Origin of the sequence: Prochlorococcus marinus CUG1433 (assembly GCA_017644425.1) — a bacterium.
Lineage (GTDB): Bacteria > Cyanobacteriota > Cyanobacteriia > PCC-6307 > Cyanobiaceae > Prochlorococcus_A > Prochlorococcus_A marinus_U.
Map to the genome: position 1 here is coordinate 1155421 of JAEPLN010000001.1, position 14226 is coordinate 1169646.

General features: G+C 35.2%; 11 protein-coding genes and 1 tRNA gene. 6 read left to right on the plus strand and 6 right to left on the minus strand.

What is annotated here, in order from left to right; all coding sequences use genetic code 11:
• Positions 1-22: 22 nt before the first annotated feature.
• A tRNA-Thr gene (locus JJ842_06535) sits at positions 23-94 on the minus strand.
• 55 nt (positions 95-149) lie between these two features.
• Between JJ842_06535 and JJ842_06540 the strand changes: the two genes are divergently transcribed.
• Positions 150-386: a DUF3493 domain-containing protein gene (locus JJ842_06540; GenBank protein ID MBO6971566.1), complete on the plus strand. Its 237-nt coding sequence runs from the start codon at positions 150-152 to the stop codon at positions 384-386.
• 16 nt (positions 387-402) lie between these two features.
• Here JJ842_06540 and infB read toward each other — a convergent pair whose 3' ends face one another.
• From infB to rimP, 4 genes are all read right to left on the minus strand, one after another.
• Positions 403-3879 carry a translation initiation factor IF-2 gene (gene infB, locus JJ842_06545; GenBank protein ID MBO6971567.1) on the minus strand — a complete coding sequence of 1159 codons (3477 nt, stop codon included), beginning with the start codon at positions 3877-3879 and terminating at the stop codon, positions 403-405.
• Between the two features lie 64 nt (positions 3880-3943).
• The gene (locus JJ842_06550; GenBank protein MBO6971568.1) at positions 3944-4207 is read right to left on the minus strand and encodes a YlxR family protein; all 264 of its coding nucleotides are present in this window, start codon (positions 4205-4207) and stop codon (positions 3944-3946) included.
• Positions 4204-5607 carry a transcription termination factor NusA gene (nusA, locus tag JJ842_06555; protein ID MBO6971569.1) on the minus strand — a complete coding sequence of 468 codons (1404 nt, stop codon included), beginning with the start codon at positions 5605-5607 and terminating at the stop codon, positions 4204-4206. The genes JJ842_06550 and nusA overlap by 4 nt, the downstream gene beginning before the upstream one ends.
• A gap of 33 nt (positions 5608-5640) precedes the next feature.
• Complete coding sequence (gene rimP, locus JJ842_06560; protein MBO6971570.1) at positions 5641-6108, minus strand: ribosome maturation factor RimP; 468 nt, start codon at positions 6106-6108, stop codon at positions 5641-5643.
• Between the two features lie 159 nt (positions 6109-6267).
• Between rimP and JJ842_06565 the strand changes: the two genes are divergently transcribed.
• Both JJ842_06565 and rpiA read left to right on the plus strand, forming a co-directional pair.
• Positions 6268-7398: a trypsin-like peptidase domain-containing protein gene (locus tag JJ842_06565; GenBank protein ID MBO6971571.1), complete on the plus strand. Its 1131-nt coding sequence runs from the start codon at positions 6268-6270 to the stop codon at positions 7396-7398.
• Between the two features lie 65 nt (positions 7399-7463).
• Positions 7464-8159, plus strand: coding sequence for a ribose-5-phosphate isomerase RpiA (rpiA, locus tag JJ842_06570; GenBank protein ID MBO6971572.1), 696 nt, complete (start codon positions 7464-7466; stop codon positions 8157-8159).
• Here rpiA and hisD read toward each other — a convergent pair.
• Positions 8156-9442 carry a histidinol dehydrogenase gene (gene hisD / locus JJ842_06575; GenBank protein ID MBO6971573.1) on the minus strand — a complete coding sequence of 429 codons (1287 nt, stop codon included), beginning with the start codon at positions 9440-9442 and terminating at the stop codon, positions 8156-8158. The two genes, rpiA and hisD, sit on opposite strands and share 4 nt — an antisense overlap.
• Positions 9443-9561: 119 nt before the next feature.
• On the opposite strand from hisD, the gene JJ842_06580 reads away from it, so the two are divergent.
• The 3 genes from JJ842_06580 (at position 9562) to rpoB (ending at position 14197) form a co-directional block, all read left to right on the plus strand.
• The gene (locus tag JJ842_06580; GenBank protein MBO6971574.1) at positions 9562-9855 is read left to right on the plus strand and encodes a 30S ribosomal protein S20; all 294 of its coding nucleotides are present in this window, start codon (positions 9562-9564) and stop codon (positions 9853-9855) included.
• 18 nt (positions 9856-9873) lie between these two features.
• Positions 9874-10683: a TatD family hydrolase gene (locus tag JJ842_06585; protein ID MBO6971575.1), complete on the plus strand. Its 810-nt coding sequence runs from the start codon at positions 9874-9876 to the stop codon at positions 10681-10683.
• A gap of 220 nt (positions 10684-10903) precedes the next feature.
• Positions 10904-14197 carry a DNA-directed RNA polymerase subunit beta gene (gene rpoB, locus JJ842_06590; GenBank protein ID MBO6971576.1) on the plus strand — a complete coding sequence of 1098 codons (3294 nt, stop codon included), beginning with the start codon at positions 10904-10906 and terminating at the stop codon, positions 14195-14197.
• The last annotated feature ends 29 nt before the right edge of the window (positions 14198-14226 follow it).

Consider the following 14226-nt stretch of genomic DNA (forward strand, 5'->3'; position numbering starts at 1 on the left):
CAGTTTTAATTTGCCTTTGAAATGCCGATAATTGGAATTGAACCAACGACCTACTGTTTACGAAACAGTTGCTCTACCGCTGAGCTATATCGGCAATATTTAAATATTGTTTTTTTCATATAGACTTAATTTTATATTTAATAGAATTTATGTCAAAAATAGATCCCGAATTAAAAAAAAAATTATTAAAGGAATCCCAAGCCCCATTTAAGGGGTTAAGAAAAATATTTTGGATAGCTTTTAGTGGCTCAGCATTTTTGGGACTTCTAATAATGCTTTTTAGATTTACAAATGGAAGTGAATTTCAGCAAAATAATCTTTTAATACAATTGAGTGCTTGCATACTATTTCCGACTTTATTATTCCTTGAAAGAAAAAAAAATTAATGTAGTAAACATTAAGTTATTTACTTAATGTTCTCTTTTTAGTAACAAATTTGAATGCTTCGATTATGTCTCCCTCAATCCAAGATGAAAATTTATCGCAGCCAACTCCACATTCAAATCCGGTATTTACTTCTTTTACATCATCTTTAGATCTTTTTAGAGAATCTAAATCACCTTCAAAAATAACTTTATCTGATCTGATAACTCTAAGAGAGCAATTTCTTTGTAATTTCCCAGATTGTATATAACAACCTGCGATAGCTCCTTTGCCAACCGCAAAAGTTGCTCGAACTTCTGCTGTACCTAATGACTCTTCTACAAGATCAGGTTCTAGTAGACCCTCCATGGCTAACTGAATATCTTCTAAGAGTTTGTAGATTACTTCATATTCTCTTATATCCACATTATTAGCATCAGCTGCTCTCTTTGCTCCAGAGGCCAATGTGGTGTTAAACCCAATGATTACTGATCCTGAGGCGGCTGCGAGATCTATATCGGTCTCAGTTATTTCTCCTGGAGCAGAGAGTAGGACTCTGACTTGAACTTCATTTTTTGGTAATTGCTCTAATGATCCCAGTATTGCTTCAACACTACCTTGGACATCAGCTTTAAGAATTAGGTTTAACTCTTTTAATTCTCCATCATTTGCTTGAGTTGATAAGGAAGATAAACTAACTCTTCTAGAGGCCATTTGCTGAGCTAATTTTGTAGCTCTAGCATCTGTTGCTCTCTCCCCCACAATAGTTCGAGCAGTTTTCTCATCTGGGTAGACCTCAAATTCATCGCCTGCTGTTGGGACTTCGCTAAATCCTAGTGCTTCCACGGGGTAAGAGGGCCCTGCTTGTTTGATTCTGTTACCATGTTCGTCAACCATTGCTCTAATTTTTCCTAGGACAGAACCTGCAGCTAAAACATCTCCCGATTTTAAGGTACCATTTTGTACTAACAAAGTAGCTACAGGTCCTTTTGCTTTATCTAGATGGGCCTCAATAACTGTTCCTTTTGCCGCTCTGTCAGGATTGGCTTGTAAATCTTCAACTTCTGAAACCAATAAAATCATTTCGAGCAATTTATTTATATTTTGTTTTTTCAGTGCACTGACTGGGACCATCACAGTATCTCCTCCCCAATCTTCAGCAATTAAATCTTTTTCTGATAGTTCCTGCTTGACTTTGTCTGGAGATGCACCTTCTTTATCAATTTTATTTATTGCAACGACAATTGGTACTTTTGCAGCTCTTGCATGACTAATGGCCTCAAGTGTTTGGGGCCTGCAACCATCATCTGCTGCCACTACAAGCACAGCTACATCAGTAACTTTTGTGCCTCTTGCTCTCATTGCGGTAAAAGCTTCATGACCAGGGGTATCAAGAAAAGTTAATTTTTTCTTTTTAGTTTCATGTTCAAATTCAACTTGATAAGCTCCTATATGTTGAGTTATCCCACCTGCTTCTCCTGAAGCTACTCTTGATTCTCTGATGGAATCTAGAAGACTTGTTTTACCATGATCCACATGGCCCATTACAGTAATCACAGGTGGCCGATTGATTAGATTATCAATATCCTCAGATTCAATCATATCTACTGTTTTCTCAGCAGCTTCTTGAATATCATCTTGCAAAACTGGTACTCCAAATTCTTCCGCGACTGTTTCTATAGTTGCCAAGTCTAGTGATTGAGTTACGGTTGCTGTTATTCCCTTAAAGAAAAGAGATTTGATTATTTCGGAGCTTTCAAGACTTAATTTATCAGCTAATTCTTGAACCGTTAAATTATCTTCTGGAATTATTATCATCTCTGGTCTTACTTGCTTGGCTTCTTTAGCAGCCTTTAATTCCATAGCTCTTCTCTTTTGCCTTTGTCTTGTGGTCTCTTTTTTCTTCTTCTTTAAATGTTTTGCAGGTTTCTGAGATTTATTCTCATCAGAATTTTGTTTCTTTGGACGTGCCAAACTAGCTGATAATATTGAAACTTTCTCGCCTGAGTATCCACTAGTTTCGGATGTTAATGAATCATCATTATCTCCGATAATATGAACTTTCTGTCTCTGTTTCTGGGGATTTTTATTCCTTAATGCATCTAATTTCGCGCTATCATCCCAATCTGTTTTTCCAGGTTTTTTCGAACTATTAGAAAATGTTCTATGAGGTGGTTTTTTTGAACTCGGGGTAGCATTTGGACGAGTGTTCGGAGCTTTTACATTCTGCTTAGGTGACTCAATACTTTGTGTTTCCTTATTGTTATGGCCGGGTTTGTCTTTCTCAGATTTATTAGTTTTTTGAAGTTGCAAAAGTTCATTAGGTGATACTGGTTTTCTGATCCCAGAAGACTTTTGCCCATTGAATTTGGAACCAGGTCTATTAGGCATACCTGGTCTGTTAGGACCGCCAGCTCTATTAGGCATACCTGGTCTGCTAGGAGCACCAGGTCTATTAGGCATGCCTGGTCTGTTAGGAGCCGCAGCTCTATTAGGCATACCTGGTCTGTTAGGAGCACCAGCTCTATTAGGCATACCTGGTCTGTTAGGACCGCCAGCTCTATTAGGCATACCTGGTCTGCTAGGAGCACCAGCTCTATTAGGCATACCTGGTCTGCTAGGAGCACCAGCTCTATTAGGCATACCTGGTCTGCTAGGAGCACCAGGTCTGTTAGTTATACCAGGTTTATTAGTTATACCAGGTTTGTTAGTTATACCAGGTTTGTTGGGAGAACTTGGTCTATTGGGGATAGTTTGTTTAAAAGAATTGTTTTGCTTATTATTATTATTTTGCTTATTGGGATCGTCTCTTCTTATGGGAGCTCCTACGAGCTCAGGAGTGTTAATCCTATTATTAAAATTTTTTGATTTATTAGTGTTTTGATCAGGTTTGTTTGATAGTTGTCTTTTATTATATGAATTCTGGGTGTTTTTGGGAAATTCATTTGATTTAGTCCCACTACTAATATTTTTAGGCTTTGCAATTAGTTCAATGGGTGGTTTTGCTGGACTTTTAGAGGGTGGGATTGCGTTATTTAGGAAAGTTTTTTTCCCTTGGTTGAGATTTTGTGAAGGCTTAGTATTTATCTTTTTACTTGTATCATTTGCTTGAGATTTTGAACCATTGATAATATTGGGTTTATTTGGATTTATAGGTTTATTTGAAATTATATTTAGACTCTCAGGCTTATTAGTAGGTTTTATCAATAATGGCTTTTTGTTGGAATTTTCTTTAATAGTTTTACCTTTCTCTGAATGGATATTAGAAGATTTAACTTCTTTGTTATGTTTGTGATTATCTTTTTTAATTGAAGGTTTATTGATGGAAAGTATTTTTTTATCTGAATTCTTCTTATTAATAAGATTTTTTATTTTTTTTGCATCGTTTGCACTTATTGAACTGCTATGACTTTTTACTGAAATTGAAAGTTTTTGAGCGGCATCCAATATATCTTTATTTTCCAGATTTAAATCTCTGGAAAGTTCGTAAACTCTGATTTTATCGCTGATAGTCATTTAATCTGATTTGTACTCTTTTGAACTTAAAGAGGATTTAATTTAATTATATTCCCTAATTGGGCTAGTAATTGTAGCTTGTAATTTCTTTTTCAAAAATATCAATAAACTCAGGTTCTAAAATAGTTTTAAGAGCTTTTTGAAGCTTTTTTTTGATTTTCGAATCTGAGTAACAGTTTTTTGACTTGCAAATGTAAGCTGATCGCCCCATTCCCTTCTGTAACATGATGCCTTGCCTATAGTCTTTGGTGATCTTGAAAAGATTTTTCCTGTCATAGGTTTTTTTACATGAAATGCATACACGCATCACAGGGGGTTTTTGTATCACCGTTTCTTCTCCTCTTGTGCGGCGACTTCTATTTCTTGAAGATTATCTTGTTGATCAGTATCTGAAAAGTCTTCACCTTCGTATTGATCTTCTCCATATTCTTGATCATCTTCTGGAAGAGGGTAAAGCTCTCTTAATCTTGCATCTTCTGCAGCGCGCTCAGCTTGTTCTGCTTCTAATCTTAGCTCGGCTTCTCGCTGGAGATTCTCTTCATCTTCCCTCTGAGCAATTAATTCAGAGACTTCAGCATCTTCAGCTTCTTGATCATATTCATGTGAGTTTTTAACATCAATTTTCCACCCAGTTAATCTTGCGGCAAGTCTTACATTTTGACCTTCTCTACCTATTGCTAGACTTAATTGATCAGGGGGAACTAGTACGTGCGCATGTTGCCCTTCTGGGTCAACTAGCCTTACTAAATCTACTTTGGCAGGACTTAAGGAATTTAAAATATACTGTATGGGATCAGATGACCATTTAATAACATCAATTTTCTCTCCTCTTAATTCATTCACTACTTGTTGAATTCTTGCGCCTCTAGCTCCAATGCAGGCACCCACAGGGTCTACCTCTTGTTCGACGCTATCAACAGCTACTTTGGTTCTTGGTCCTACAGCTCTTGAAGGAGGATTTGCTTCTCTTGAAACAGCAACAATTTTTACTGTACCTTCTTGAATTTCTGGTACTTCATTCTCAAATAAATAGACCACCAAGCCAGCATTTGCTCTACTTACAAAAAGTTGCGGCCCTTTTCTGGCTATTTCGCTAACTTCTTTCAAAAATACTTTAAAAGTAGCATTTGCTCTGTAATTATCATTTGGTAATTGGTCTCTCTTTGGAAGTTCTGCTTCTACTTCAGGTCTGCCTATACCCGAACTAACTCCCATAATTACTGATTGTCTCTCAAATCTTATAACTCTTGCAGTTAAAACAGGGTCTTCCAAATCTGCAAATTCTTCCTGGATCATTTTTCTTTGTTGATCCCTTAATTTTTGAGCTAGAACTTGTTTTGTTGTTGAAGCAGCCATTCGCCCAAAATCTTCTTTCTCTGGGGTAACATCTAAAACAACTGTGTCTCCTATTTGAGCATCATCAGCGACTTGTTTAACTTCTACAAGAGATATTTGATGATCTTCGCTCTCAACTTCTTCTACAATTATCTTACTCGATAAGATTCTATAGCCTTCTTCTTCAAGATCTAATCCAACATCAAAATTGTTAAAGTACTCCTCATCAAATGGATCTTCATTAACTCCAATGTAAAAAGTTCTTCGATATTTTTCGTATCCTTTCAGTAAAGCTTCGCGTAAAGCGGCTTCGACGATGTTAGGAGGCAACTTTTTTTCCTCACTAATATCTTCAATGAGATTGTTTAAACCTGGGAGAATAACTAATGCCATCTATGATGGGAAATGAATAATGGTTGAAAATAATTAATCTTTTAATGTACAAAGACTAATCTTTAGTACTTCATCAAAAGGTATTTTCTTTATTTTACCTTTTATGTTAATGGCTAAATACTCTTTAGACTTTTCATAAAGTAAACCTTGCAGAAGTTTTATTTTTGAATTCTTCTGGTTTAACTCAACATTAACTGGAAAACCCTTAAAAGTTTTGAAGTCTCTTTCTGAGGTTAATTCATCACTGACCCCTTGACTACTAATTTCTAACACATATGAACAATTTAAAAGATTTGAATTTTCTATCTCTTCAGATACAGGAGTGTTAAATAGGGCACAATCATCAAGTGAAATATCATTGCCATTAGTTTTTTTTATAGTAATTTCTATAACAATTGGATTATGATTCGTTTTTATATTTAAACTACAGATTTCTAATTCCCTCACATAGGCAACCTTTTTTAATAGATTTTCTAATTTACTTTTGTTTTCTTTATCCAAATTTATTTATATGTTCAGATAGGATAATTTTCACATATAAAAAAGTTTTTTCTATAAAAAAATTCAAAAATTTGTATTTTTTTATTGATGTAAACAAAAAAACTACAATAATATATTTCTTCAATTAGATTTACTAAATAAGTAATAAAGCTGATAAAAATGAAGTTCTTCAAGATTAAATTTTTAAATTTAATCCTAATATTCATTGTAATTTGTTTTTGTTTAGTTAATTTTTCTCAAAAAGCTCAAGTTTTAGCTTTAACCTCTTTTGAAAGCCACAATTTCGTATCATCTGCTGTTAAAAATGTTGGTCCTGCGGTTGTAAAAATAGACACTGAGCGATTGGTAGAAAGGCAACAATTTGATCCAACGTTACTTGACCCTTTATTGAGAGACTTGCTTGGGGACCAAGGACTTATACCTGAGCGAGAAAGAGGCCAAGGCTCTGGAGTAATAATTAATGAAAGTGGATTGGTTCTAACAAACGCTCATGTCGTAGAGAAAGTTGATGATGTTTCAGTAACTTTGGCTGATGGAACTATTTGTGATGGACAAGTTTTGGGAACAGATGTAGTAACTGACTTAGCTTTAGTAAAAATTGAGGAATCTACATATTCTAGTTTTGCCCCTCTTGGAAATTCTGAGGATCTCGAAGTTGGAGATTGGGCGATAGCCCTAGGAACTCCATATGGTCTAGAAAAAACAGTTACTTTAGGTATTGTAAGTAGTTTACATAGGGATATTAATAGTCTTGGGTTTTCAGATAAGAGACTAGATCTTATTCAGACTGATGCGGCAATAAATCCAGGAAATTCTGGAGGGCCACTCATTAATGCTAGTGGAGAGGTCATAGGAATAAATACATTAGTAAGAAGCGGACCTGGAGCAGGCTTAGGTTTCGCAATACCTATTAACCTTGCTAAAAGCGTTTCTGATCAGCTTCTTAAAAATGGAGAAGTCATTCATCCATATTTAGGCGTCCAACTGATTTCTTTGAATCCTAGAATTGCTAAAGAACATAATCAAGACCCCAATTCATTGGTTCAATTGCCTGAAAGAAATGGAGCTTTAGTTCAATCAGTTATACCTAATAGTCCAGCAGAAAAAGCTGGTTTAAGAAGAGGTGATTTAGTTATAGCAACTGAAAATATTTCTATTGAAGAACCTAAAACTTTGCTAGATGAAGTAGAAAAAGCTCAGATAGGCAAAGTATTTCTCTTAAATATTCTAAGGGATAATAAAGAAATACAAATAAATATCAAACCAGAGCCTCTGCCAGGTTTGACATAAATCACCCATTGAAATTTAATAATCTATAAACTTAGAAAATAAAAGCTTTGGATTCACAAACTCAAATGAAAAAAATAGTTGCTGAGGCAGCTATTAAAGAAGTAAAAAGTGGCATGATTCTTGGATTAGGATCTGGATCTACTGCCGCGCTCATGATAAAAAGCCTTGCTAATGAAATACGTTCTGGAAAACTCCAAAATATTAGTGGAGTTGCAACTTCATTTCAATCAGAAGTTTTAGCTCTAGAACTCGATATTCCGCTTATCGATTTAGCATCTGTTTCTCAAATAGATTTAGCTATTGATGGAGCAGATGAGGTTGATCCAGGATTTCAACTAATAAAAGGAGGTGGAGCATGTCATGTCAGAGAAAAGTTAGTGGCACATAAAGCTAATCAATTGTTGATTGTTGTTGACGAAACTAAACTCGTACAAAACTTAAATAAATCCTTTCCTTTGCCTGTAGAGGTCCTTCCAAATGCTTGGAAGCAAGTTCAGAATGAAATTTCTAAAATGAATGCTAGATCCTCCTTAAGGATGGCTACTAAAAAAGCTGGCCCAGTTGTCACTGACCAAGGAAACCTAATCCTCGATATATTGTTTGATCATGGTATTAGTAATCCAAAAGATATTGAAATGCGTATAAATAATATCCCAGGAGTACTAGAGAACGGATTGTTCGTTGATTTAACAGATAAAGTACTTGTTGGAAAAGTTGAGAACAATATTCCAGTTGTCTATTCTCCCTCAAAAATTTCCTAATCTTCAAATCTTATCTTTACAGAATTAGCGTGGCTATGTAAACCTTCACTTTCGGCTAGATTAATGATATCAATACTATTGATTTTTAAACTTTCCTTATTAAATTCTATTATTGAAGTGTTTTTCATAAAAGTTTCGACTCCTAGAGAGCCGCTAAATCTAGAATTTCCTGATGTAGGTAAAGTATGGTTTGGTCCAGCAAGATAATCGCCCACAGCTTCTGGCGTCCATTTACCTAAAAATATAGCTCCTGCATTCTCTATCCCCTCAAGAATTTTTTTTGGATCTAGAGCTAAAATTTCTAAGTGTTCTGGAGCAAATTTATTGCTTAGTTCAATACATGATTCATAATTCTCGCAAACAACAATTAATCCCCAATTTTTTATCGATTGCTTGCAAATTTCTTTTCTTGGATGATCATTTATTTTTTTATAAACTTCCTCTAAAACTTCTTTCGCTTGCTTCTTAGATGTAGTTAAAAGTATTGAAGATGCCAAAGGATCATGTTCTGCTTGTGCTAGTAGATCAGATGCTATATGAGTACTTTGAGCTGATTGATCTGCAATGATCAATATTTCACTTGGACCAGCTAAAGAATCAATACCTGTAGAGCCATAAATAAGTTTTTTGGCAGTAGTTACATAGATATTCCCAGGACCTGTAATAACATCAACTTTATTTATTTGACGTGTGCCAAATGCTAAGGCACCAATTGCTTGAGCTCCTCCAATTCTAAAAACTTTTTTGATTCCGCATAAGTGAGCTGCAGCTAAAACAGTTTTATTTATTTTTCCTTCTTTATTTCCAGGAGAAACCATTATGGTTTGTTCTACTCCTGCTACCTTTGCAGGTATTGCATTCATTAATACAGTACTTGGATAAGAAGCTCTTCCTCCAGGGATATAAATACCTGCATTTCGCACTGGTCTCCATCTCCTTTGAACTGTATCGCCATGTATCCCTTTTATAGTAAAAGATGTTGGAATTTCTCTTTCATGGAATTGTTTAATTCTTTTATGTGCCACTTCAAGTGAGCGCTTTAAATTGCAATCAATTTCATCCCATGCATTTTTTAAGTCATCTAGACTCACTTGCATAGGGTCAGGATTGAAACCATCAAATTTTTTTGTATATTTTTCAACTGCAATATCTCCAGAAATTTTTACGTCTTGAAGAATTTTTTCTACAATCGAATTTATTTTGTCATTGTTTTCGGAATTTGTTCGATTAGAGATCCTTTTTAATTCTTGTATGCCTTCTTTTTGATTATTTATGATCTTCATATTCTTAATTTTTCAAATTAAAAGGCAACAGACTTAATATAATTCCTCCTAAATTATATATTATTGATTTAAAGTCTATCTATTTGTTATGATAGAAATCTTAAATTTACTTACTATCTGTGGCCAATAACAAATCTGCAAAAAAGAGAATACAAATTGCTGAAAGGAATCGTTTAATAAACAAATCATATAAATCCACAGTTCGAACTTTGACTAAAAAAACCCTAGAGAATTGCGAAAAATATAAAAAGAACCCTAATAATGACAATGAAATTCTGGTAAAAACAAGTCTTAATAAAGCTTTTAGTTTAATTGATAAAGCTGTTAAAAAAAATGTTCTTCACAAGAATAACGGGGCTAACAAGAAATCTAAAATAAATAATTTGGTAAAAACTACTCTTACCTCAAAGTAAAAAGGTAGATAATCAATTATGAGTGAAATTGACCTCATAGACTCGCACTGTCATTTAATATTTGAAAATTTTGAGAAAGATCTTGAAGATGTTGTCCTAAGATTGCGTTCAACAGGTGTAAAAAAATTAGTTCATGCTTGTTGTGAATTAAAAGAAATTCCAAAGTTGAAAAAAATTTCCGACCAATATGATGAAATTTACTATTCAGTGGGATTGCATCCTTTAGAATCACAAAAATGGGAGTTAAGCTCTAAATCTCTTTTAAAAAGATCGGCACAAGAAGACACAAGAGTCGTAGCTATTGGTGAACTTGGATTAGATTTTTTTAAAAATGAAAATAAAAATCAGCAAATTGATGCGCTTCTCCCTCAAATGGAGTTAGCTTATGATCTTGAATTGCCTGTAATCATTCACTGCAGAGATGCTGCGAATGAAATGATTAAGATATGCAAAAACCTCTCAAAAAAAGGGAAATGTCCCAATGGTGTACTTCATTGTTGGACAGGAACACCAGAAGAAATGAGGCAATTCTTGGATCTTGGCTTTTTTATTAGTTTTAGTGGAATAGTAACTTTCCCAAAAGCATATGAAATTCATGAGTGTGCCAAAATAGTTCCGAAGGATAGATACTTAATTGAAACTGATGCACCCTTTTTGGCTCCTGTTCCCCATAGAGGCAAAAGAAATGAACCTTCATTTGTTGTGAATGTTGCTAAATTTATGGCGGATTTAAGATCCACTGATTTAAATACTATTGCAAATGAGTCAACCAAGAATGCTGAAGATTTGTTTAAATTTGACTTGTTAAGTAGGCGTAGCAGCTGCTAGTATTAGGAATTACTGGAAATTTTTCTTAATTTTTAGTTTTAACTTTTAAATACTATGGTTTTGGGCCATTCAGATTAACTTTGTAGCTTATTATTAAATTGATTTTTGTTAAAATCGAAACTTAATACTTGATTTCAAATTACAAAGAGAAGTTAAACAATCAAAAATTGAGTAGATTAAAAGTAAATAGTAAATCTCACATAATCTCAGGTTTTCTTGGATGAGCAGTAGCGCTTTACAGGTAGCAAAAACAGCTACTTATCTACCAGATTTAGTTGAAGTACAAAGAGCAAGCTTTAAATGGTTTTTGGAAAAGGGTTTAATAGAAGAATTACAAAACTTCTCTCCTATTTCTGATTACACAGGTAAATTAGAATTACATTTTATTGGTGAAGAGTATAGGTTAAAAAGACCTAGGCATGATGTTGAGGAGGCAAAAAGGAGGGATGCAACATTTGCTTCACAGATGTATGTAACTTGCAGATTGATTAATAAAGAAACTGGTGAAATAAAAGAACAAGAAGTATTTATTGGTGAATTACCTTTGATGACAGAAAGAGGAACTTTCATTATTAATGGTGCCGAGAGAGTAATAGTTAATCAAATTGTTCGAAGTCCAGGAGTATATTTCAAGGATGAACAGGATAAAAATGGTCGCAGAACTTATAACGCAAGCGTTATTCCGAATAGAGGGGCATGGTTAAAATTTGAGACTGATAAGAATAATTTACTTTATGTAAGAGTTGATAAAACTAGAAAAATTAATGCCCATGTTCTTATGAGAGCTATGGGACTTTCTGATAATGATGTAGTTGATAAACTTAGGCATCCTGAGTTTTATCAAGCCTCAATTGAGTCAGCCAATGACGAGGGTATAAATTCAGAAGATCAAGCATTACTTGAGCTCTATAAAAAACTCCGTCCAGGTGAACCACCATCTGTTTCTGGAGGACAACAGTTATTACACAGTAGATTTTTTGATCCTAAAAGATATGATTTGGGCCGAGTTGGTAGATACAAAATAAATAAAAAATTAAGGCTGACTGTTCCAGATGATGTAAGAACACTAACCCATGAGGATGTCCTTTCCACCATTGATTATCTAATTAACCTAGAGTTGGATATTGGTGGTGCAAGTTTGGATGATATTGATCATCTTGGTAACCGAAGAGTTAGATCAGTTGGAGAACTTCTGCAGAACCAAGTAAGGGTTGGTCTTAACCGTTTAGAGAGAATTATTAAAGAAAGAATGACAGTTGGAGAAACAGATTCTCTTACACCAGCTCAATTAGTCAATCCTAAACCTTTGGTTGCTGCTATAAAAGAATTTTTTGGCTCTAGCCAATTAAGCCAATTTATGGATCAAACAAATCCCCTGGCTGAATTAACACATAAAAGAAGAATTTCCGCTTTAGGTCCAGGTGGTCTAACCCGAGAGAGAGCAGGCTTTGCTGTTAGAGATATTCATCCTTCACATTATGGAAGATTATGTCCGATTGAAACACCTGAAGGTCCTAATGCGGGTCTCATAAATTCCTTAGCTACCCACGCAAGGGTAAATGAGTATGGTTTTATTGAAACTCCTTTTTGGGAAGTTAAAAACGGTAAAGTTAATAAAGAAGGTAGTCCTGTTTATCTTTCTGCTGATTTAGAAGATGAGTGCAGAGTAGCCCCAGGAGATGTTGCAACTGATAAGGAAGGGAATATACTCGCAAATCTAATACCTGTGAGATATCGACAAGATTTTGAAAAAGTACCTCCTCAGCAAGTTGATTATGTTCAGCTGTCCCCTGTTCAAGTGATTTCAGTTGCAACTTCATTAATTCCTTTTTTGGAACATGATGATGCAAACAGAGCTCTTATGGGTTCGAATATGCAACGCCAAGCAGTTCCTTTGCTCAGGCCAGAACGTCCATTAGTTGGCACAGGTTTAGAATCTCAAGTTGCTAGAGACTCGGGGATGGTCCCAATAACAAAAGTTAATGGAACTATTTCTTATGTAGATGCTAATGAAATTGTCGTTAAAGATAAGGACGGTATTGAACATTTTCATTATCTTCAAAAGTATCAGAGATCCAACCAAGATACTTGCTTAAACCAAAGACCTATCGTCAATATTGGCGATCAAGTTATATCTGGACAAGTTTTAGCTGACGGATCCGCATGTGAAGGAGGAGAAATAGCACTGGGTCAGAATGTATTAATTGCATATATGCCATGGGAAGGCTACAACTATGAAGACGCAATATTGGTAAGCGAGAGGATGGTAACTGATGATTTATATACATCAGTGCATATCGAAAAATATGAAATAGAAGCAAGACAAACAAAATTAGGGCCTGAAGAAATTACAAGAGAGATTCCGAATATTTCTGAGGAAAGCTTAAATAATCTTGATGAAATGGGAATAATTAGGATTGGTGCTTTTGTGGAAAGTGGAGATATTCTTGTTGGAAAAGTTACTCCAAAAGGAGAATCAGATCAACCTCCTGAAGAAAAACTTTTGAGAGCCATTTTTGGTGAGAAGGCTAGAGATGTCAGAGATAACTCTCTTAGGGTTCCTAAGACTGAAAAGGGAAGAGTTTTAGATGTTCGTATCTACACTCGAGAACAAGGTGATGAATTACCTCCAGGAGCCAACATGGTTGTCAGAGTTTATGTAGCCCAAAGGAGGAAAATTCAAGTTGGCGATAAAATGGCAGGAAGGCATGGTAACAAGGGAATTATTAGCAGAATCCTACCTAGGGAAGATATGCCTTATCTGCCTGATGGAACTCCTGTAGACATAGTTCTTAATCCATTAGGAGTGCCTAGCAGGATGAACGTAGGTCAAGTTTTTGAATTATTGATGGGCTGGGCAGCCTCAAACTTAAATTGCAGGGTTAAAGTTGTCCCATTTGATGAAATGTATGGTGCTGAAAAATCACATCAGACAGTTCAAGCATTTTTAGAAGAGGCTTCAAAACAGCCAGGCAAAGCATGGGTTTACAACCCTGAAGACCCTGGAAAGTTATTACTTAAAGATGGAAGAACTGGAGAACCCTTCGATCAGCCAGTTGCAGTTGGATACTCTCACTTTCTAAAGTTAGTTCATTTGGTGGACGACAAAATTCATGCTAGATCTACTGGTCCTTATTCTTTGGTTACACAACAACCATTAGGTGGTAAAGCTCAGCAGGGTGGGCAAAGGCTTGGAGAAATGGAAGTTTGGGCTCTTGAGGCTTATGGCGCAGCCTATACTCTCCAAGAATTATTAACAGTAAAATCTGATGATATGCAAGGTAGAAATGAAGCTCTAAATGCCATAGTAAAAGGAAAACCAATTCCTAGGCCTGGAACTCCTGAGTCATTTAAAGTTCTTATGAGGGAATTACAGTCTCTAGGTCTTGATATTGGGGTGTATACAGATGAAGGAAAAGAAGTAGATTTAATGCAAGATATAAATCCGAGAAGGAATACTCCATCGAGACCAACGTATGAATCTCTAGGAACCTCTGAATATGAGGAAGATTAGATACTCAATTAAAAACTTTTAATTTAATT